Annotated in this window: 19 protein-coding genes; 8 read left to right on the top strand and 11 right to left on the bottom strand. The window is 66.7% G+C overall.

Features of this window, described 5'->3' with window-relative positions:
* Positions 1-106 precede the first annotated feature (106 nt).
* Positions 107-913 carry a methyltransferase domain-containing protein gene (locus tag ACV959_RS03265; protein ID WP_475738494.1) on the top strand — a complete coding sequence of 269 codons (807 nt, stop codon included), beginning with the start codon at positions 107-109 and terminating at the stop codon, positions 911-913.
* Here the strand turns inward: ACV959_RS03265 and ACV959_RS03260 are convergent, their stop codons facing one another.
* The 4 genes from ACV959_RS03260 to ACV959_RS03245 all read right to left on the bottom strand — a co-directional run bounded on the left by ACV959_RS03260 (position 914) and on the right by ACV959_RS03245 (position 4,468).
* Positions 914-1,504 carry an ABC-type transport auxiliary lipoprotein family protein gene (locus tag ACV959_RS03260; RefSeq protein ID WP_475738493.1) on the bottom strand — a complete coding sequence of 197 codons (591 nt, stop codon included), beginning with the start codon at positions 1,502-1,504 and terminating at the stop codon, positions 914-916.
* Between the two features lie 83 nt (positions 1,505-1,587).
* On the bottom strand, positions 1,588-2,493 hold the full coding sequence (locus tag ACV959_RS03255) for an MlaD family protein (RefSeq protein WP_475738492.1): 906 nt from the start codon (positions 2,491-2,493) through the stop codon (positions 1,588-1,590).
* 11 nt (positions 2,494-2,504) lie between these two features.
* Entirely contained in the window at positions 2,505-3,317 is an 813-nt protein-coding gene (locus ACV959_RS03250; RefSeq protein ID WP_475738491.1) for an ABC transporter ATP-binding protein, read from the bottom strand.
* 8 nt (positions 3,318-3,325) lie between these two features.
* Positions 3,326-4,468 (bottom strand): MlaE family ABC transporter permease, encoded by a 1,143-nt coding sequence (locus tag ACV959_RS03245; RefSeq protein WP_475738490.1) that lies wholly within the window; start codon positions 4,466-4,468, stop codon positions 3,326-3,328.
* A gap of 122 nt (positions 4,469-4,590) precedes the next feature.
* Between ACV959_RS03245 and dgcA the strand changes: the two genes are divergently transcribed.
* Positions 4,591-5,574 (top strand): N-acetyl-D-Glu racemase DgcA, encoded by a 984-nt coding sequence (gene dgcA, locus ACV959_RS03240; RefSeq protein WP_475738489.1) that lies wholly within the window; start codon positions 4,591-4,593, stop codon positions 5,572-5,574.
* A gap of 12 nt (positions 5,575-5,586) precedes the next feature.
* Here the strand turns inward: dgcA and ACV959_RS03235 are convergent, their stop codons facing one another.
* On the bottom strand, positions 5,587-5,925 hold the full coding sequence (locus tag ACV959_RS03235) for a rhodanese-like domain-containing protein (RefSeq protein WP_475738488.1): 339 nt from the start codon (positions 5,923-5,925) through the stop codon (positions 5,587-5,589).
* 234 nt (positions 5,926-6,159) lie between these two features.
* Between ACV959_RS03235 and ACV959_RS03230 the strand changes: the two genes are divergently transcribed.
* A complete protein-coding gene (locus ACV959_RS03230; protein ID WP_475738487.1) occupies positions 6,160-7,989 on the top strand; it encodes a putative bifunctional diguanylate cyclase/phosphodiesterase in 1,830 nt (609 codons plus the stop codon).
* A 73-nt stretch (positions 7,990-8,062) separates the two neighbouring features.
* Here the strand turns inward: ACV959_RS03230 and ppc are convergent, their stop codons facing one another.
* Complete coding sequence (gene ppc / locus ACV959_RS03225) at positions 8,063-10,864, bottom strand: phosphoenolpyruvate carboxylase (RefSeq protein WP_475739578.1); 2,802 nt, start codon at positions 10,862-10,864, stop codon at positions 8,063-8,065.
* A 549-nt stretch (positions 10,865-11,413) separates the two neighbouring features.
* Between ppc and ACV959_RS03220 the strand changes: the two genes are divergently transcribed.
* Together ACV959_RS03220 and bioB are read left to right on the top strand one after the other, a co-directional pair.
* Positions 11,414-11,905, top strand: a complete 492-nt coding sequence (locus tag ACV959_RS03220; protein ID WP_475738486.1) for a PTS sugar transporter subunit IIA — start codon at positions 11,414-11,416, stop codon at positions 11,903-11,905.
* On the top strand, positions 11,902-12,861 hold the full coding sequence (gene bioB / locus ACV959_RS03215) for a biotin synthase BioB (RefSeq protein ID WP_475738485.1): 960 nt from the start codon (positions 11,902-11,904) through the stop codon (positions 12,859-12,861). The genes ACV959_RS03220 and bioB overlap by 4 nt, the downstream gene beginning before the upstream one ends.
* On the opposite strand, the gene ACV959_RS03210 is transcribed toward bioB, so the two are convergent.
* Positions 12,839-13,240, bottom strand: a complete 402-nt coding sequence (locus ACV959_RS03210) for a hypothetical protein (protein WP_475738484.1) — start codon at positions 13,238-13,240, stop codon at positions 12,839-12,841. The genes bioB and ACV959_RS03210 overlap by 23 nt on opposite strands.
* Positions 13,241-13,342: 102 nt before the next feature.
* Here ACV959_RS03210 and ACV959_RS03205 point away from each other — a divergent pair, with 102 nt between their 5' ends.
* Positions 13,343-14,185, top strand: coding sequence for a shikimate dehydrogenase (locus ACV959_RS03205; RefSeq protein ID WP_475738483.1), 843 nt, complete (start codon positions 13,343-13,345; stop codon positions 14,183-14,185).
* Positions 14,186-14,248: 63 nt separating this feature from the next.
* Here the strand turns inward: ACV959_RS03205 and ACV959_RS03200 are convergent, their stop codons facing one another.
* Both ACV959_RS03200 and ACV959_RS03195 read right to left on the bottom strand, forming a co-directional pair.
* Entirely contained in the window at positions 14,249-14,791 is a 543-nt protein-coding gene (locus tag ACV959_RS03200; RefSeq protein WP_475738482.1) for a phasin family protein, read from the bottom strand.
* 29 nt (positions 14,792-14,820) lie between these two features.
* Positions 14,821-15,180 carry a phasin gene (locus ACV959_RS03195; RefSeq protein ID WP_475738481.1) on the bottom strand — a complete coding sequence of 120 codons (360 nt, stop codon included), beginning with the start codon at positions 15,178-15,180 and terminating at the stop codon, positions 14,821-14,823.
* A gap of 321 nt (positions 15,181-15,501) precedes the next feature.
* Between ACV959_RS03195 and ACV959_RS03190 the strand changes: the two genes are divergently transcribed.
* Positions 15,502-18,135 carry an ATP-binding protein gene (locus ACV959_RS03190; protein ID WP_475738480.1) on the top strand — a complete coding sequence of 878 codons (2,634 nt, stop codon included), beginning with the start codon at positions 15,502-15,504 and terminating at the stop codon, positions 18,133-18,135.
* Between the two features lie 220 nt (positions 18,136-18,355).
* Complete coding sequence (locus ACV959_RS03185; RefSeq protein WP_475738479.1) at positions 18,356-19,024, top strand: hypothetical protein; 669 nt, start codon at positions 18,356-18,358, stop codon at positions 19,022-19,024.
* On the opposite strand, the gene ACV959_RS03180 is transcribed toward ACV959_RS03185, so the two are convergent.
* Both ACV959_RS03180 and ACV959_RS03175 read right to left on the bottom strand, forming a co-directional pair.
* Positions 19,009-19,221: a DUF433 domain-containing protein gene (locus tag ACV959_RS03180; RefSeq protein WP_475738478.1), complete on the bottom strand. Its 213-nt coding sequence runs from the start codon at positions 19,219-19,221 to the stop codon at positions 19,009-19,011. The two genes, ACV959_RS03185 and ACV959_RS03180, sit on opposite strands and share 16 nt — an antisense overlap.
* Before the next feature lie 41 nt (positions 19,222-19,262).
* Positions 19,263-20,891 carry a CTP synthase gene (locus tag ACV959_RS03175; RefSeq protein WP_475738477.1) on the bottom strand — a complete coding sequence of 543 codons (1,629 nt, stop codon included), beginning with the start codon at positions 20,889-20,891 and terminating at the stop codon, positions 19,263-19,265.
* Positions 20,892-20,974 lie beyond the last annotated feature (83 nt).

Here is a 20,974-nt window from a genome sequence, read left to right as displayed (position 1 = left end):
TTGCCGCGCTAGCCCCCTTGCTGAGCCGGCGGATCGCGTTTTCGGTTGAGGGGCGCCGACGCTGGCGCCACAGTCGCAGGCCCCGGCCAGGAAGAGCGCCCGCCCCATGAACGACATCGCCGTGGCTTTCCGCGACGCCGACGGCCCCTTGCAGCCGGACCTCGTCCATTGCCTCGATTTCATGAACGGCCTGGACTTTTTCCGGGCCTACAAATCCCATAGCTGGAAATCGCTGAACATCCGTCCCGCCGCGAGAATTCTCGACGTCGGCTGCGGCGTTGGCTTCGACGTCGTCGAAATGGCGAGAGCCCACCCGGGCGCGCGCTTCGTCGGCGTGGACCGGAGCCGCCGCTTTCTCGGCCTCGCGCGCGCAAGGGCGGCGTCCCTCGCCAACGCCGAATTCGCCGCCGGAGACGCGGCGCGTCTGCCTTTTGCTGACAATTCGTTCGAGGGCGCGCGGATCGACCGGTCGCTCCAGCACATGGCGGACCCCGCGGAGCCGATCCGCGAAATGGTTCGCGTGACCCGGCCCGGCGGGCGGGTCGTCGCCGCCGAGCCGGATTGGGGGACGTTCTTTCTTTTCAACGGCGAAAACGACGTGAGCGGCCGCATGGCGGCGAAATGGCTGCAATCGATCGCCCGGCCGCATATCGGGCGCGAGATCGGCGCGCTTTTCGCCGACAGCGGCCTGACCGCGCTCGGCGCCACCGCCCATGCGCTCGCGCTGACGCGTCTCGGGGACGCCGACGTCGTCTTCGACCTGCCGCGCCTCGCCCGCAACTGCGTCGCGGACGGCGTTCTGACCGAATCGGAGGCGGACGCCTGGCGGGCCGCGGCCGTTCAGGCCTCGGCGGCGGGGACGTTTCTCGCCTGCCTGACGATCGTCGAGAGATGGGGAATCGTCGCCGCCTGATCAGCCCCGATCGCGCGCCCAGGCCGCGAGACGCGACAGCGCCTGCGCGGCGGCCTCGGTCAGCGCATGGACCGCCGGCGCGCCCGTATGGTCGGGCGCCGGGGCCTCGGCGGCGAAAATTTGGGCGGCGCGGGTCGCGCCGGACGCCTCGTCGACGAGTCGCGCGGCGATCTCGACGACGGCGACGTCGCGCGCCACATCGATCTCGAATCGCCGGATGTCGGTCGCAAGCGCGCGATTGGCCCCCGCGCTGATCCGCGCCGCGGAGACGCCCGCGCCCTGCAGGGCGCCGATTATCCGGTTGCGAAGAAGGCCGGGCAGCTCCTCGGACCACTGGACGTCCGGCAGCACATAGACGCCGCCGTCGGCGCCGCGCACCGTCACCCGATCCGAATTCGTCGGCGCGACGGCGGTCGGCTCCCTCACGGCCAACGCCGCCCCGCCGGCCACGACGCTCGCGGGAGCCGAGGGCAGGGACAAGTCGAAGGTCTGGCGCGCCGGCGCCGCGCAGCCATGGAGACAGGACGCGAGACCGACGACGCATAGCGCGCGCGTCACTCCCCATCGCGCGCCGTCGCTCTCAACCCCCATGCCCCGCCGCCATTTTCTCTATCTCGCGCCTCGCCGGCGCCGCTTCGCCCTTCTAACCGATCGGCGCAACGTCACAAAGAGCCTCAGCGGCCCGAATATTCGGGCGTGGTCTGGGACGGGCCCCAGATGAATTGCGACGGATCGCGCTCGATCGACTTGATCGCCTGTTCCAGCGTGTCGACCGCCTTGCGGGCGTCGATGGCGAGCTGTTCGTACTGCCGCAATCCGGCGGCGGAAAAGTTCTTCAGATTGGTCGAGGCGCCGGCGATATTGCCCGTGATGGTCTTGAGCTGCTTGGGATCGATGGCCTTGATCGTCCTCTCGCCGGCGGCGAGCAGCTTGTCGAGCCGCTGCGCCACGGGCTTCAGGGAATGGGCGACCTCCGAGGAATCCTTGATGAAGACCGAAATCTGCTGGGAATTGTCGGCGAGCGTCTTGGTGAAGGCCTCGGCGTTCTTCAGCGTGCCGCCGATCGTATCCTTATTCTCGTCGAGCAGCCTGTCGAGCTTCACGAGCACTTCCGCCGCCTTGGTCGAGAGATTTTGCACATTGCCGAGAAGATTCTGGATTTCCGACCGCTCCGCCTCGATCCGGGGATAGCGCTGGCCCGCCTCGGCGACGAGCTTGGGCGCGCGCGGCGTGCCCCCGACCAGAAGAACGTCGGCGACGCCGGTGAAGCCGCGCGTTTCGAGCCGCGCGCGCGTATCCGTCTTGACCGGCGTGCGCGCGTCAATTTTGACCTCGACGTCGACCTTGCTCGGATCCCGTTCGGAAATCGCGAGATGCGTCACCTCGCCGACCTTCACGCCGTTGAAGAGGACAGAAGATCCGCGCGTGAGGCCGGACACCGAACCCGAAAAGACGATCTGATACACGTCCTGCCGGCCGCTCTGGCTCGGGCCGGAGAACCAGTAGACGAAGCCAAAGGCCGCGAACACGACCGCCAGCGTGAAAGCGCCGATCAGCGCGTAATTGGCGCGGGTTTCCATGCTTCGTCCTCTTATTCGGGAAGCGTGGCGACGAGTCTGCCGCCGCGAACGCCATGAAAATAGGCTCTGAGCCACGGGTGGTCGGAGGCGAGCAGCGTCTCGAGCGGCCCCTCCGCGATGACCTTGCCGTCCGCCAGCGCCGCGATCCGGTCGCAAATCGAATAAAGGCTGTCGAGATCATGGGTCACCATGAACACGGTCAGCCCCAGGGTTTCCTGCAAGGTTGCGATCAGATCGTCGAATTCGGCCGCGCCGATCGGGTCGAGGCCCGAGGTCGGCTCGTCCAGAAACACCAGTTCCGGATCGAGCGCCAGCGCGCGCGCGAGCGCCGCGCGCTTCACCATGCCGCCGGACAATTCCGACGGAAATTTGTCCGCCGCGTCGGGCTTGAGGCCGACAAGATGGATCTTGAGCATGGCGAGTTCGTCCATCAGCCGCTGCGACAGGTCGCGCGTCTCGCGCATCGGCATCTGGATGTTCTGCTTGACCGTGAGGCCGGAAAACAGCGCGCCGTTCTGGAACAGCACGCCCCAGCGCTGCTCCAGCGCCCGACGCTCCGCCGGCGGCAGCGCGTCGCGATCCTGTCCGAAGACTCGGATCGCTCCCGCGCGCGTCGGCACGAGGCCGAGGATCGCGCGCATCAATACCGACTTGCCCTGGCCCGAACCGCCGACGAAACCCAGCACCTCGCCGCGATAAACGTCGAGGTCGAGCCCGTTCATCACGAGCTTTTCGCCGAAGCCGACCACGAGATCGCGCACGCGGATGATGACCTCCTCCTCGGGCCCGGGCGCTCGCGAAGCGTTTTTCTCCTGCGAAGTCATCGGCGCGCTCAATAATCGATCGAGGCGAAGAAGATCGCGAACAGGCCGTCGAGCACGATCACCATGAAGATCGACTTCACGACCGAAGAAGTCACCTGACGGCCCAGCGACTCGGCGGATCCCTTGGTCGCGAGGCCATCCATCGCCGCGATGAGTCCAATGACTAGCGCCATGAAGGGCGCCTTGATGATTCCGACGAGGAAAGTGTGAAGCGCGATCGCCTCCTTGAGCAGGGACAGAAACGCAGCCGGGCTGATGCCGCCATACCCCCATGAGACCACCATGCCGCCGAACAGCGCCGCTATGTCGGCGATGAAGGTGAGCATCGGCAGCGACAGGACGAGCGCAAGCACGCGCGGCGCGATCAGAACCTCGATGACCGAAAGGCCCATGACGCGCAGCGCGTCGATCTCCTCCCGCATCTTCATCGAGCCGATCTCGGCGGTGATCGCCGAACCCGAGCGGCCGGCGATCATGATGGAGGTGAGCAGCACGCCGAGCTCGCGCAGCACCAGAATGCCGATCAGGCTGACCGTGTAGCTGGAGGCGCCGAACTTCAGCAACTGGAAAATACCCTGCTGGGCGACGATGCCGCCGACCAGAATGTTGATGAGGATGATGATCGGCGCGCTGCGCAGGCCGATCAGCTCCATGTGCACGATGAGCGACGTCGCGCGGAAATGGCGGGGATGCGCGGCGACATAGCCCATCGCCGCGATGAATTCGCCCAGAAAGGAAACGCCGCGATAGAATTCCGTCAGCGCCTGCGCGACCGACGCCCCGAGATCGGCGAGAAGCTCGACGATGGGAAAGACGCGCGGACGCGCCGGCGCCTCGAAGACGCGCCAGGACGCTTCCTCCAGCAAAATGTCGTGCTCCGGCCGCGCGTCCTCTATCGCCACGCCGACGCCCGCTGAGGCGAGCGCGTGCCGCGATCTGTTGATGAGCCAGGCGCCTGCGGTGTCGAGACGCGACACGCCAGAGAAATCGAGCGTGACGAAATTCACGGCCTTGCCGAGATCGACGATCCTTTCGGCCTCGGCCTCAAGCAGGCGCGCCGCCGCGAGCGTCCAATCGCCGGCGAGCGTCAGACGCGCGCCGCCTTCGCTGGGCGAAATATCTGGGGGATTTCGGACGGCGTCTGCGGCCATGCGGTCTCGCTGCTGCCCCGATTCGGCTGAGGCTTGCAAAACCTCTTAACTTCGTGACATGCGGTCGACAAGCGCGCTGGCGCATGGCGCAAGCCTGGCGGCAGGCCGAGGGAGCGGAAAATTTGAACATCGAACTGATCCTCGCCGTCGAATCTTTTCCCATCGCGGGCCGTTTCGTGATCTCGCGCGGCGCCAAGACCGAAGCGCGCGTCGTCGTCGCGACGCTGCGCGACGGCGCGGCCGTCGGCCGTGGCGAATGCGTGCCCTATGCGCGCTACGGCGAGAGCGTCGAGAGCGTGGTCGCATCGATCGAAAGCGCGCGCGCCGCCATCGAGGCCGGCGCCGACCGCCATGCGCTGCAACGTCTCCTCCCGGCGGGCGCGGCGCGCAACGCCGTCGATTGCGCGATGTGGGATCTCGAGGCGAAGCGCAGCGGCAAGCGCGCCTACGCCGCCGCAGGCTTTCCCCGCCTCTCGCCGCTCCTCACCGCCTACACGCTCTCCGTGGGCGCGCCGGAGGAGATGCGCGCCGCAGCAATGAAGGCCGCCGATCGGCCGCTGCTGAAAATAAAGCTCGCGGGCGAGGGCGACGACGCCCGCCTCGCCGCCGTGCGCGAGGGGGCGCCGCATGCGAGGCTGATTGTCGACGCCAACGAAGCCTGGCGGGAAGACACGCTCGAGGCCCGGCTCGACGCCTGCGCGCGCTTCGGCGTCGCCCTCGTCGAGCAGCCCCTGCCCGCCGGCAAGGACGCCCTGCTCGCGCGGATCGCGCGGCCGATCCCGATCTGCGCGGACGAAAGCGCGCATGAAACCGCTTCTCTTGACGCGCTGCGAGGCCGCTACGACGCAGTGAACATCAAGCTCGACAAGACCGGCGGCCTCACCGAGGCGCTGGCCATGGCGATGGCCGCCCGCAAGATGGGCTTTCTGATCATGGCGGGCTGCATGGTCGGCACCTCGCTCGCCATGGCGCCGGCGGCGCTGATCGGCCAGATGGCGGATTTCGTCGATCTCGACGGGCCGCTTCTTCTCGCCCGCGACCGCGAGCCCGGCCTCGTCTACGAGGGCTCGACCATGACGCCGCCGCCCCCGGCGCTCTGGGGCTGACCCCGGTTCCGTTCACATGCCCGCGACGACCGGCTCGCCGGCGTCGAGCCAGGCGAGGATGCCGCCGCCGAAATGCGTGTCCGCGTCGCGCCGGCCAGCGAGCCGCGCCTGCTCCATCGCCGTGACCGAGCGGCGCCCCGAGCGGCAGTAGATCACGACCTTCTGCCCCGCCGCTGCGACCGGAAGACTGGACGGATCGAAGCGGGAGAGGGGGTTGAACTGCGCGCCTGCGATATGGCCGGCGGCGTATTCCTCCGCCTCACGGACGTCGACGAGCAGTATGGAGCCGTCGGCGAGACCCGCCTTCAGCGCGTCGAGAGAGATGTCGTTGAAGGGCGAGGAGGCGTTCATTAGCTTTGTCTCCACAATTTTCTTCTTCCACCCGGTTCTTCACACGCCTGGCCCGGCGGCGTCCAGCGCGACCGCAGGACTTTGATTTCAATGGCGGAAATTTGCAACGGCGCCGCGTCGCCGGCGCAATCTTCGCCGGACTCTGCCTCCCCTTGGGAAATTGCGCAACGCCGCATTTACATTTGGGGGCGACATTGGCCCGGTCCGAAGATCAGCGCCGAAGGTTCCGTTCGTATGCAATTGCGCCACATCGCAAACCGCGGCGTCGAAGCGCCCGTTGCGACCGTTCGTCCCTCGATCCTGAAGCAGCCGATCTCGATCGCGCCGCCCGCCCCTGCGCCGGCGCGGGAAGCTGAGACGGCCGGCCCTGACGCGCGTCAGATTCTCTCGTCCATCGGCGAAGTCGTCTACGAATGGGACATCGCGACCGATCGGCTGACCTGGGGGCCCAATCTGGCCGAGGCGCTGGGCGCCATCGCCAGCGCCGACCTCGGCGTCGGCCTCGCCTTCGCCGAACGGATCGCCCCGGAAAGCGGGTCGTCGCGTTACGAAGCCGTCATGCAGTCGGACCGGCGGGACGAAGGGGCGGGCGCGCCCTATCAGGTCGTCTACGCGCTGTCGCAACCGCGCGAACTGGGTCCGGCGCCGCTCGTGTGGGTCGAGGACACCGGCCGCTGGTTCGCCGGCCCGGACGGACGGCCGGCGCGCGCCCATGGCGTGCTGCGCGTCGTCACCGAACGCCACGAGATGGAGCGCAAGCTCGCGCTCGGCTCCCAGATCGACCCGCTGACGGGCGTGCTGAACCGCGCCCAGCTCGCCGAGCACGTCAACCGCTTCCTCCAGCAGAGCGAGCGCAGCCGCAAGTCCTTCGCCGTGCTGCTCGTCGCGCTGGAAAGCCTTTTCGCGCTCAACCGCACCTATGGATACGACGCCGGCGACGAGGTGCTCGCAGGGCTCGCGCGGCGTCTGCGCGGCAATGTGCGCACCTGCGACGTCGTCGCCCGCCACGCCGGCAACAAATTTGCGCTGGTGCTCGACAACTGCGACACGGAACAGACTCTCTCCGTCGCCAATCGCCTGCTCGATCTCGTCAAGAGCGCGCCTTTCGATACGTCCGCGGGCCCCATTCCGGCCACCATCCGCATCGGCGGCGTCATCGGGCCGCGCGAGGGCCGCGTCCCGCAGGTGCTGTTCCAGCACGCCGAGGAGGCGCTCGATCTCGCGCGCCAGGGCAACGGCCGGCGCTTCGTCGCCTACACCTCGTCGCTCGCCCGCGAGGACGCGCGGCTGCGCGCCCTGCAGGTCGCCGACAGCATCGTCTCGGCGCTGAACGAGCGGCGCGTGGATCTCGCCTTCCAGCCGGTGGTGCGCGCCGCGACGGGCGCGCCCGCCTTCCACGAGGCGCTGCTGCGCATGCGTCTGCCGGACGGCTCCTTCGCCTCGCCCGCGACGCTGCTGCCCGTGGCGGAAAAGGCCGGCCTCGTGCGGCTGCTGGACCAGCGCGTCATGGAGCTCGCTCTGGAAAGGCTCGCCGCTGATCCCGCCCTGCGCGTTTCCGTCAATTGCGCGATGGACTCGCTCATGGATCCGGAATGGCCGGATCGCCTCGCCCATGCGGTCGCCGCCAATCCCGCCATCGCCGACCGGCTCATCGTCGAGATCACCGAAACCTCATTGATCGAGGATTTCGAGACGACGCGGAACATCATAGCGTCGTGCAAGCGTCTGGGCGTCAAGGTCGCCATGGACGATTTCGGCGCGGGCCACACCTCCTTCCGCAATCTGCGCGATCTTGCCTTCGACCTGGTCAAGATCGACGGCGCCTTCATCAAGAACATCGCGATTTCGGCCGACGACCGCTTTTTCGTGCGCACGCTGATCGACCTCGCACGCCACCTGTCGCTCGACGTCGTCGCGGAATGGGTGGAGGACGAAGCCACCGCGCGCATTCTGCGCGACTGGGGAGTTGAATATTTCCAGGGCTCGCTCTACGGCTTCGCAGAGGCGCGCCCGGCGGGGGAGCGGGAGCGGGAAAAGCTCGCGATCGGCGGCTCCTTCATGTGAACGCCAGGGACGACAGAAAAAAGGCGCGCCCGCCGCGGCGCGCCTTTCTCGTTTGCACAGCCGCGAAGCCGGGTCAGCCCGTGTTGCGAAGGCCGGCCGACACGCCGTTGATCGACATCAGAATGCCCTCACGGATTTCGGGATCGGTCATGCCAGCGCGATGGCGACGAATGAGCTCCGCCTGAAGATAGTTGAGCGGCGCGATATAGGGGAAGCGGTGCTTGATGGAGCGCGCGAGCGCCGGATTGTCGGCGAGCCGCTCCTTGGAGCCCAGAATCTTTTCCAGCGCGTCGGTCGCGCGGGCGTGCTCCGCCTCGATGATCACGAAAATCCGCTCCGCGAGCGCGCGGTCCTCTACAAGGCCGGCGTAAGTGCGGGCGATGGCGAGGTCCGTCTTCGACAGGATCATGTCGATGTTGGAGAGCAGCGCGCGGAAGAACGGCCATTCCTGCGCCATGCGGCGCAGGAGTTCCAGCCGGGCTTTCTGATCCGTCTCCAGAAATCCCGCGATGGCGGAGCCGAAGCCGAACCAGCCGGGCAGCGCGACGCGCGCCTGCGCCCAGGAGAAGCTCCACGGGATCGCCCGCAGATCCTCGATCTTGCGCGAGGGTTTGCGCGACGCCGGACGCGAGCCGATGTTAAGCGAGGCGATCTCCGAAATCGGGGTCGACGCGAAGAAAAAATCCACGAAACCGTCCGTCTCGTAGACGAGGCCGCGATAGGCGGCCATGCCGGCCTGCGACAGCTCCTCGGCGACCTCCAGAAACTCCGGCGGCGGCGCCTTGTGCTGAGAGAGCAGCGTCGCCTCCAGCGTCGCGGCGACGAGCAGCTCCAGGTTCACATGGCCGATCTGCGGATTGGAATATTTCGCCGCGATCACCTCGCCCTGCTCGGTGAGGCGAATCTGCCCGTTCACCGTGCCGGGCGGCTGCGCGAGAATGGCGTCATAGCTCGGACCGCCGCCGCGCCCCACCGTGCCGCCGCGGCCGTGAAAGAGCCGCATCGTGATGCTGGGCATGGAGGCGAAAAACTCCGCGAGCGCGGTCGAGGCGCGGTAAAGCTCCCAGATGCTCGTCAGAATGCCGCCGTCCTTGTTCGAGTCCGAATAGCCGAGCATGATGTCTTGCTGGGCGCCGGAATTGACCGCCAGCCGCTGGACACCCGGCAGCGCATAGAACGCGCGCATGATCGGCGCGGCGTTGCGCAGGTCGCCGATCGTCTCGAAGAGCGGGACGATGATGAGGTCGGCGGCGACGGCTTCCGCGTCGCGCGGATCAAGCGTGCCGCGCATCAGGCCGCATTCCTTCTGAAGCAGCAGCACTTCCAGAAGATCGCTCACCGTCTCGGTGTGGCTGACGATGTAGTGGCGGATCGCCTCGTCGCCGTAGCGTTTGCGCATGTCGACGGCGCGCTCGAAGATGGCGAGTTCGCTCATCGTGCGGTCGCTGTAGAGCCTCTCCGGCAGGCGCACGGGGCGCGGATCGGAGAGGAGCCGCATCAGCAACTGCTGTTTTTCGAGCTCCGACAGCGCCGCATAGTCCTCCGTCACGCGCGCGGCGGCGAGAAGCTCCGCGATCGTCTCCTCGTGGCGGTCGGAGCTCTGGCGCAGATCGAGCGTCGCGAGATGGAAGCCGAAGACCTCGACCGCCCGGATGAGCGGCTCGAGACGCTGCGTGGCGATCACTTCGCTGTGATGGACGCGCAGGCTTTCGTCGATGGTGACGAGATCGGCGAGCAGCGCCCAGGAATTGGCGTAGGGCTCGCCCGGCGCGACGGCGTGGCGGACGGCCTGTCCGCCGGTGAGTTTTTCCAGCGTGCCGGCGAGGCGGGAATAGACGCCGATCAGCGCGCGGCGATAGGGCTCGTTGTCGCGATGGGGATTGTCGTCGCCCGAGCGCGCCGCGAGCTCCTCCAGCGCGCGGGTGGCGCCGGCGTAGCGACGCGAAATGGACAGCTCGGCGCCGAGTTCGTGCACCTCGACGAGATAGTAGCGCAGCGCGGTTTCGCATTGCATCCGCATGGCGGTCGCGAGCGATTCGGCCGTGACGTTGGGGTTGCCGTCGCGGTCGCCGCCGACCCAGGCGCCCATCCGCAGGAAGGGCGGCACGCGCAACCCCTCGAGCCTGGCCTCGATCTCGGCGTAAAGCTTCGGGATTTCGCGCAGAAAGGTCGAGCGGTAGTAGGAAAGCGAATTCTCGATCTCGTCGCGCACGGTGAGGCGCGATTCGCGCAGCAGTTCGGTCTGCCATAATTGCAGGACGCGGGCGCGCAGCTGCATCTCGTTGTGCGCGCGATCCGTCTTGCTCTTGAGGTGTTCGCGCGCGGCCAGAAGATTGAAGATGGCGCGCTCCGTATCGAGCAGGCTCTTGCGGCGCACCTCGGTCGGATGCGCGGTGAGGACCGGCGAAATCCAGCCGCGCGACAACGCCGCCGCGATCTTGCCGGGTCCGACCGCCGCCTTGCGCAGATGCGCGAAGGAGCGGGCGAGACTGGGCTCCTCCGTCGCGCCGCCGGCCGCCTGGGCGCGGGCGCGCTGCTGGAGCGGATGCAGATCCTCGGCGATATTGGCGAGATGCGAGAAATAGCTGAAGGCGCGGATGACCGTCGTCGCCTCCTTGGCCGAGAGCGAGCGCAGGAGGGCGTCGAGCTTCGCGGCGGCGTCGGCGTCCTTGGCGAGGCTCGCGGCGACGGAGAGACGGCGGATCGTCTCGATGCGCTCAAAGGCTTCGGCGCCCTCGTGTTCGCGGACCGCGTCGCCGAGCAGGCGGCCCAGCAGGCGGATGTCCTCGATCAGCGACGCGTCGGCCCGCGTCTCGGCCTCCGCCGGAGCCGAAACCGCGCCCGCCGCTTCCTTCGTCTGTGCCTCGACCTGCATGATGAACCCTTGAAAACGAAACGTCCCGCCCCGGGCGACGCGCGAGCTATAGCAGGCTTGCGAGCGCTTTACGACGTGCGCGTCGATACAAGAACCGCGCCGTGCGGCCTCCGCGCGCCTCAACCATTGCAAGGAGGAGAAGACCGACCGCTCGCGGGAGACGAAAACGCGCCATTCGGTCGCGTCGCGCTCTCGGCCAGCGGCTCGGCGCAGGCGCCGGCGACCCATATCGAATAGAGATTGTCGAGCCAGAAGCCCCAGCCGTAATCCTCCTGAAAGACGTCGCCGCAGGGGGACGCCCGCCGCCGCGACCGCGGCGCGCAGCCGCCCGGCGGCGGCCGAACCGGGCGCCCCGTTGTCGATGTCGAGGTCGCCCTCCGGCGCGACGGGAAAGAGTCGGTTGCGGAAAACGATCTCTCGCATGGAATATTCCCCGGCGGGCGCGGCCGGAAGCCGCCCCTTGTTCGAAACCCCGCCCCCCCTTATAGAGCTCTCGCGGCCAGAAAATTCTCAATCGCCCGCGCCGTCGCGGGTCAAACCGGTCACGCCATGCTCGACACTGTGGAAATCGCCCTTTTCGCGGGGCTCGGGGCTCTCTTCGCCATCGGCCTCATCGTTCTCGCCCGCTGGTCGAAGACGCGGCCGGCGCTGCTCGCCGCCTATGCGCTCATCGCAATCTGCTTCCTGTATGTGGGCTTCGCGATCCGCGCCGAAAATTACGAGACCTGGGTCGGCTTCGAGATGACCGCCGTCGCCGTCTTCGGCACGCTCGCCGGCATGTCGATCGTGGGCTCGCCCTGGTTCGTGACGCTGGGCTTCGTCCTGCACGCGGCCTGGACGCTTTATGAGCATTATTTCGGCGCCGGGCAGGCCTTTGCGCCCGCGCCTTTCGTGATGGCGACCGCCGGTTTCGACGTCGTGGCGGCGCTCTACGTCGCCTTCACAACCCTGCGCGCCAAATCGGGCCGAAGCGACGAAACCGCCGCGTCCGAGCGCAAGCTCGCCGCGCGTTCGCAGAACCGCAAGGGAGCCGCGCGATGAACGCCCTAGCCGATTTCAACATCCGCCACGACTGGACCGTCGACGAGATTGTCGCGATCCACAATCTCCCGCTGCTCGACCTGATCGCGCAGGCGAACGCCGTGCATCGCCGCTATCACGACGTCACCGACGTCCAGAAAGCGGCGCTGCTCTCCATCAAGACGGGCGGTTGCCCGGAGGACTGCTCCTATTGCCCGCAGTCGGCGCATCACCGCGAGGTCAAGCTCGACCGCGTCGACCTGATGTCGACGCAGGACGTTCTCTGCGCGGCGCGGGCCGCGAAGGAGGCCGGCGCCGATCGCTTCTGCATGGGCGCCGCCTGGCGCTCGGCCCCGAAGGACAAGCGTTTCGACGCGGTGGTCGAGATGGTGCGCGGCGTACGTGAACTGGGCATGGAAGCCTGCGTCACGCTCGGCATGATTGACGACGCCCAGGCGAAGCGCCTTGTCGAGGCCGGGCTGACCGCCTACAACCACAATCTCGACACCGGCCCGGAATTCTACGGCGACATCATCACCACCCGCACCTATCAGGACCGTCTCGACACGCTCAAGGCGGTGCGCGGCGCGGGGCTGGAGATGTGCTGCGGCGGCATCATCGGCATGGGCGAGAGCGTGCGCGACCGCGCCGGCATGTTGCAGGTTCTCGCGAGCTTCGACCCGCACCCCGAGAGCGTGCCGATCAACACCCTCGTCGCCGTCGAGGGCACGCCGCTCGCCCAGCGCGAGAGGGTCGATCCATTCGATCTCGTGCGCATGATCGCGACGACGCGCATCGTCATGCCGCGCGCGCGAGTCAGATTGTCCGCGGGGCGCTCGTTCCTGTCCCGCGAGGCGCAGACGCTCTGCCTCGTCGCGGGCGCCAATTCCATCTTCTACGGCGAGAAGCTGCTCACGACCGGCAACGCCGGCGTGAATGAGGACGACGCATTGTTCACCGCGCTTGCGCAACGCTGAAATCGAGCCCCTTCCCCGCCGGCTGGCGGCGGGGAAATTTCCGTGGGTCGAGACCTGCGGCCTCCGCCGCGTTGAGGATCAGCGGCTCCAGCAATTCGCGCTCGGCGTCTTCGAGAAAGGCGCCGCCTGTCTCCCGGTCGATTGTCATCAGATCGTCGAAAAGGCGCTTCAGCGCGCTGACGATGCGCTGGTCGGGCGCGGCGGGCGGCAGGGCTTTCAATTCCTCGAAATAGGCGCGCAGGCGCGCGTCGACCCGATCAGTCGCCTCGCGGGTCGCGCCGGCGACCCCGCTGTCGAGGCAACGCTCCCAATGCGCGGCGATAGAATGCTCGGCGTCGGCAAGAAGGCGGTCGAGCCGCCCGTTCCTGATCGTATCCATCCAACATCCCGATGATCGGCAGCGCCCGCTTCCTTCCTTACTGAAGTATGATAAGCACGGCGTTTATCCAGACGCCATCGGACGACGCCCGGAAACCGGAAGATGCTCCATCACCACCGCTTCATCCTCGCCGGCGTCATGGGTTGGCCCATCGCCCACTCGCGCAGCCCGAAGATCCACAACCACTGGTTTGCGCAGTACGGAATCGAGGGAGCCTATGTTCCGCTCGCCGTCGAGCCCGGCAGGCTGGAGCCGGCGCTGCGCGGCCTGGCCGCGCTCGGCTTCGCGGGCTGCAATCTGACGATCCCGCACAAGGAAACGGCGCTCGATTTTCTGGACGCTGTCGATCCGGCGGCGCGGCGGATCGGCGCGGTCAATTGCATTGTCGCCGAAAAGGACGGCTCGCTGACCGGCAAGAACTACGACGGCTACGGCTTCGTCGCCTCGCTGCGCGAGGCGGCGCCGCGATGGGAGGCGGCGCGCGGTCCCTGCGTCGTCATCGGCGCAGGCGGCGGGGCGCGGGCGATCGTGTCAGGCCTCATCGACGCGGGCGCGCGGGAGATCCGTCTCTTCAACCGCACGCTGGAGCGCGCGGTGAAACTCGCGGCGGATTTCGGCCCGCCGGTCCGCGCCCATCGTTGGGAGGAGCGTCACGAAGCGCTCGCCGGCGCCGCCCTCCTCGTCAACACGACCAGCCAGGGGATGATCGGCCAGCCGCCGCTCGATCTGTCTCTCGCCGCGCTTCCCACCGCCGCGCTCGTGGCCGACATCGTCTATGCGCCGCTTGAGACGCCGCTCCTCGCGGACGCGCGCCGCCTGGGCGTGAAGACAGTCGACGGGCTCGGCATGCTGCTGCATCAGGCGCGCCCCGCCTTTCGCGACTGGACGGGCGTCATGCCGGAAGTCACGCCCGCGCTGCGCGCGCTGATCGCCGCGACGCTATGAAAAAAGCGCCGGCGGCCGTGGGCCGCCAGCGCTTCGCCTGAATGAGAAACCCGGTCGTCGCGCTCACGCCGCCTTGCGGACGTCGCAGAGCGGGGCGACGGAGAGATTCGCCATGCTCTGCGCGACGTCCATCAGCTCTTTCGACTGACGAAGGAACGCGGCGAATCGCTCGCTCGCGAACTGCGATTGCATATTGACGACCTCCTCGAAGGTCCGCGCCTTCGCGATCCGCTCGGCGAGATCGAGAAAGGCGGCGGCGTTTTCCGCCCAGAGCTCCAGGGATTTCTTCGACCACAGCGACGCGTCGAAAGCGAAGGCGGCGGTGAAGGCCTCCGTCGTCTCCTCGACGGCCTGCTCGAGCGCTGCGAGCGGCGTCGCGACGATCTCGACGGAAACGATCTCCGCGGGCGCCGGCTGCGGCTCGGGCGCGCCGGCTTCGAAGGCGGCCGGGACCTCGACGACAGGCGCGTCGGCCATCGCCGGTTCGGCGGCCGTCGCTTCGGCGGCGACGGCGAGCGTCGTGTCGTCCGGCGCCGGGACGGAGATCTCCCGCTCCGCGTCGGCGGACTTGCTTTGCTTTCCAGCCTTGCTGTTTTGCGTCGCCATCTGGCCGCTCCTCAATTGACGGGAATGAATCAGGACTTCGTCGTCGCGGACCGCTGGAATGCGGCGCCGAGTTCCTTCGTCTGCTCCTGAATGGCCGAAAGCTGCGACTTCACGAACTCGGCCTGAAGCTGGAACACTTCCTGCGGATCCTTGGCCTTGACCAGCTTCTGCGCCAGATCGAAGGCGGCGTTGACGTTGGCCTCGGCGTAGGAAAGCGCCTTCGCGCCCACTTCCTTGGCGCCCGGCGGCACCATCGGCAGGTCGGGCGTAGAATTCAGCGCCTTCTGGGCGGCGCCGGCGAAGCCTTCGAAGGCCTTGCGAGCCTGCTCGACGCTCTTCTCGGCGAAATCGCGAACCTCGTTGGGAACCTGATAAATCGGATCAACCATGACATTTCCTCTCTCGAACCCCGGCGCGCGAAACTATCGCCGAAGAATGTCGGCGCCATGGCGGTCCGGGGGCGCGCCCCGGCGGCGGCCGGGAAGCGCGGGAGGACATTGCCCGAAGTTTTGTTGCATTGCAACATAAATTGTGCAACGCAGAAGCCTCAGCCTGAAGGAGCAAAAAAACCGCGTATAACGCTGCGAACCCCGATAGACCGGCCGGTTTCTTACGATTAAATTTGCGTTAAGAGCCCGTTCGCGCCGCAAACCATATCGGGTCGCCAGACAGGACAGGCTCTTGTTCCCGTCGTCGGGGCGGCAAGCGTCATGAGTGGTTCGGAAGTGGATTACGAAGGGGGCGGCCTCGCCGCCAGCCGCATTGCGGCCGATCCGGCTTTTTCCGCGCTTGACGCCTCCGGCGCGCCGATCCTCGCCGCCTGCGGCGAGCCGCTTCGGGTCGTTCACGCCAACGACTCCGCGCGCGCCGTTTTCGGCGCCGACCCTCACGAGCTGGCGGCGCGTCTCTTTTTCAGCGACGAACCCGGCGCGCGGCGACTGGCCGAACTCGTCGACTCCGTTCGCCACGGGGCCGCCTTACGGCTGGAGCGCCTGCGCTTCGAACTGGACGACGCGCCGCAGACCATCACCATTCTCTGCCGCAAGCTTCACGACGGCGAAGGCCCGCCGCTTTTCGTCATCGCGGCGCTGGGCGTGCGGCCGCTCGCCGCGCGCGAGCCGGCCTCCGCGGGGGCGCCTGCGGCGCTTACCGGCGCGCCCGAGGATGCGACGGCGGCTTTGCGCGCCCGGCTCGCCGCGCGCCATGGCCTCCGCGCGCCGCGCTTCCTTTGGAAGACGGACGCAAGCGGACGCTTCGTCGACGTCACCGGGACGCTGGCCGAAATCGTGGGCGAGGACAACGCAGACATTCTGGGGCGGCGGGTGGAGGAGATCGTCGAGCGTTTCGGGCTCGATCCGGCCTTCGCCAGCGCCATCGCCGCGCAGAAATCCTGGAGCGGGCTCGAGGTGGACTGGCCGCTCGACGAGCCCTTCGCCCGCGCGCCAGCGACGCTCGGCGGCCTCCCGACGATGGACGCCGAGCGACGCTTCTCGGGCTTCCAGGGCTACGGCGTTCTGCATCTCGCCAGGGCTTATGTCTCGGCGCCGGGCGCCGCCGCGGATCGCGAGACGGCCGCCGCGCCGGAGCCGCCGGCCGCCGCTCCTCCGCCTCCGCGCGCCGGGGGCGATTTTCCCGCTCCCAATGTCGTTCCCCTGCGTCCTCCGGCCGCGCCTCGGCCCGAGCCGGAGCCGGAGCCCGAATCGGAAGGCGACGCGCTGACCTCGACCGAGCGGCTAAACTTCGAGGAGATCGCCCGCGCGCTGCGCGCCGGCGACGTCGAGCCCCGCGGCGCGATCGAGGCGGACGGTCCGGCCGACGCCGCAAGCGAAGCGCCCGCCGCCGCCGAAACGCACCCGCCGCCCGTCATCCCGGCGCTTCCCGCCGCGGCGCCGCAAACCGCCGGCGTTCTCGACTGCCTGCCCGTCGGCGTCCTGATCGCCCGCGGCGCGAAGACCCTTTTCGCCAATCGCACCCTGCTCGACTATCTCGGATACGCCGACGCCGCCGCTTTCGAGGCGGAGGGCGGGCTCGCCCGCATGTTCTTCGGCCGCCCGCCGCCAGATGGCGACGCACGGGCCGCGGCCGTCCGGTCGAGCGAGGGGGAGGCGCTGGACGTCGACGTCCATCTGCAGACGGTCGAATGGGAGGGCGCGCCGGCCACGCTCGTGACGCTGCGCCGCAACCGGCGCCGCCTGCCGGGCCCGGAGGAGACCGCGCTGGCGCTCGCCCGCGAGCGTGAAGAGAAACTCGCCCGCGCGCGCGCCGACAACAGCCTACTGCGGGCGATTCTCGAGACGAGCGGAACCGCCGTGGCCGTCGTGGGCGACGACGGGCGCATCGAGAGCGCGACGGGGGCCTTCGCCAGCCTGTTCGAGGCGGAAAGGGGCGCGTTCGACGGCGTGCCGCTCGTCTCGCTCTTCGCCACGGATGAGACCCGCCTGCTGACCGCCCGCATGGCGCGCGCGAGCGGCGAATCGCTGGAGCCGCTGCGCCTCGCCGCCCGCGTCGGCGGCAAGCCGTTCGAGGCGGCGCTGCGCCGTCTCGGCCCCGCGCAGAAACTGTGCGTGACCCTGCGCGCGCCGGAGGCGGAAGGGCGCAACGACGCGCTCGAGGCCGCGCGCGACGCGGCGGAGCAGGCGAGCGCCGCCAAATCCGATTTTCTCGCCCGCATCAGCCATGAAATCCGCACGCCGCTCAACGCCATCATCGGCTTCGCGGAGGTGATGATGGAGGAGCGGTTCGGCCCCATCGGCTCGGAACGCTACAAGGAATATCTGAAGGACGTGCACGCCTCCGGCGCGCATGTGCTCTCGCTTGTCAACGATCTGCTCGACCTCTCCAAGATCGAGGCCGGCAAGCTGGAGCTCGAATTCGACCGCGTCGACGCCAACGCCGTCATTTCGGAATGCGCCTCGATCATGCAGCCGCAGGCCAATCAGGCGAAGATCATCATGCGCCTGTCGCTCGCCCCGCGCCTGCCGCCGATCCGCGCCGATGAGCGCTCGCTCAAGCAGATTTTGCTGAACCTCCTGTCCAACGCCATGAAGTTCAACGAACCTGGCGGACAGGTGATCGTGTCCTCCGCGCTCAACGACGCGGGCTATGTGGTGATCCGCGTGAAGGACACGGGCATCGGCATGTCGGAGGAGGAAGTGGCGACGGCGCTGGAGCCCTTCCGGCAGGTCTCCACCTCGCACAAGAAGCCTGGCACGGGCCTCGGCCTGCCGCTGACCAAGGCGCTGATCGAGGCGAACCAAGCGAGCTTCACGATCCAGAGCCGAAAGAACGAAGGCACGCTGATCGAAATCGCCTTCCCGCCGCCGCAGGTGCTGGCGGCGGAGTGAGGGGCACCTCGGACGTTTCCAAGGAGTTCAAGTGAGCATAAATAGCTGCGAGTAATTCATCAGGGCCATTAAAAAGAAGAAGCAGTATTTCTATATAATACATTACTCATGCCAAAGCCTATACGACGACAATGAGGGCCTTTCCCCCCGTATTACATCAATAGTAGCCTCACACGTCGCATCGGAGCAGACCGTTAGTTTTTCTACGCATGCCGTTGCCATGGAGCTGGGCATTGCTCGTGATCGCGTTAAGGACGAGTTCGACAGCATCGAGCTGAAATTGCTTGAGCAATTTTATATGTTTATTCGAGATCGCAGGGACAAGTATTGGATACACTGGAATATGAGAAATCTGACGTACGGTTTTGAGCATCTTAAGCATAGATATAGAGTTCTGGGACACTCGGATGCACCTATCATTCCCGTTGAGCAACGGATTAACTTGAACGATATGCTTTCCGATAGATATGGTGACGACTATGCCTCCCACCCAAGGCTTCCTGCTCTCATGAAGATGAACGGTGGAATCCACAGGCACTTTCTGTCCGGTGAAGAGGATGTGCAGGCTTTCAAGAACAATGAATTTATTCGGATGCACAATTCAACACTGGCAAAAGTTGGATTTTTCGCAAAAGTCATCGATAGACTTTTGAAAGGGACCCTACACACAGCATCAAAGGGCTGGGGCGTTACCCTTGATAAATTGTTCGAAAGCAGATTGGCCAAATCAGTTGGCTTCTTTGGTACATTACTTGGAATTGCGCTCGGATTTCTGCAACTCTGGCAAACGTTCTATCCCCCAACCTCGACCGCGGTTTCGCCGATCGCAACAGGCCAGCCGCTAAAAGTGGAGGCAAAGCCTTCGCATGCACCTCAACAACGGCCGTGAGAATTGCAACTATCAACAGCAAGACAAGCGGCAATATCCTGATGCAAGAGCTTCGGATAGTTGCGCAGAATATCCGCCTCGCTCCAGCCGTCGGCCATCAGGCCGATGATAAACTCGCATGACAGCCGCGTGCCGCGCACGACCGGCTTGCCGGCGAGAATGTCGGGATCGAGCGTGATGCGGGTCTGATCGGTCATGGCGGCTCCTTACGGAAAATATACTCCGTAAGGAAGCAAAGTCACACCAACCGGCTCTGCGCCTTCGCCGCCGCGATGAAGCTCGCAAACAGCGGATGCGGTTCAAACGGCCGCGACTTCAGCTCGGGGTGATATTGCACGCCGATGAACCAGGGATGGTCGGGGATTTCGACTGTCTCGGGCAAGAGGCCGTCCGGCGAGGAGCCCGCGAAGAGAAGACCGCAGGCCTCCAGCCGCTCGCGATATTCTACATTCACCTCATAGCGGTGGCGGTGGCGCTCGGAGATTTCGGTCCTGCCGTAAATCTCCGCGATGCGCGAGCCCGGCCGCAACAGGGCCGGATAGGCGCCGAGGCGCATGGTGCCGCCGAGATCGCCGTCCGCCCGGCGCTTTTCGAGTTCGTTGCCCTTGAGCCATTCAGTCATGAGCCCCACGACCGGCTCCTCGCAGGGACCGAATTCGGTGGAGTTCGCCTTCTCGATGCCGGCGAGCGCGCGCGCGGCCTCGATCACCGCCATCTGCATGCCGAAGCAGATGCCGAAATAAGGCACCTTCCGCTCGCGCGCGAAACGCGCCGCGAGGATTTTGCCCTCCGCGCCGCGCTGACCGAAGCCGCCCGGCACCATGATGCCGTGGACATGTTCGAGATGCGCCGCCGGATCGCCGCCCTCGAAAATCTCGGACTCGATCCAGTCGAGATTGACCTTCACCCGATTCGCGATGCCGCCATGAGCGAGCGCCTCGATGAGGCTCTTATAGGCGTCCTTCATCTCGGTGTATTTGCCCACCACCGCGATGGTGACCTCGCCCTCGGGGTTCATGATCCGCTGAGTCACCGCGTTCCAGCGGCTCATATCGGGCTTGGGCGCCGGCTCGATGCCGAAGGCGGCCAAAACCTGCGCGTCGAGGCCGGCGGCGTGATAGGCGCGCGGCACGTCGTAAATGTTCGCGGCGTCGCGCGCCTCGATCACCGCCTGCTCGCGCACGTTACAGAAGAGGCCGAGCTTGCGGCGCTCCTCGCGCGGAATCTCGCGATCCGTGCGGCAGAGCAGAATGTCCGGCTGGATGCCGATGGAGCGCAGCTCCTTCACCGAATGCTGCGTCGGCTTCGTCTTCAGCTCGCCGGCGCTCGGAATGTAGGGGAGCAGCGTGAGGTGGATGTAGATCGCGTGGTTCTGCGGCAGATCGTATTTGATTTGGCGGATCGCCTCGAAGAAAGGCAGGCCTTCGATGTCGCCCACCGTCCCGCCGATCTCGATCAGCGCGAAATCCACATTGTCGTTGCCTTCGAGGACGAAGTCCTTGATGGCGTTGGTGACGTGCGGAATGACCTGGATCGTCGCGCCGAGATAGTCGCCGCGCCGCTCCTTGTTGATGATGTCCTGATAGATCCGGCCCGTCGTGACGTTGTCCTGCTTGGTCGCGGGACGGCCGGTGAAGCGCTCGTAATGCCCGAGATCAAGATCCGTCTCGGCGCCGTCGTCGGTCACGAAGACTTCGCCGTGCTGATAGGGCGACATCGTGCCCGGATCGATATTGAGATAGGGGTCGAGCTTGCGGAGCCGGACCGTATAGCCGCGCGCTTGCAGGAGCGCGCCGAGAACCGCCGACGCGAGACCCTTGCCGAGTGAGGAGACCACGCCGCCGGTGATGAAGATGTAGCGCGCCATGGGGCTTAACGCCTAACGCCTTTCTCTGGATTTTGGTAGCGCATAATTGCGCCGGGGAAGCGATCTTCCCCAGCGGATTTTCG

The organism is Methylocystis sp. Se48, from assembly GCF_056269425.1.
Note: the sequence above shows the minus strand (reverse complement) of the source record. Positions and strands in the feature narration are given on the sequence as shown.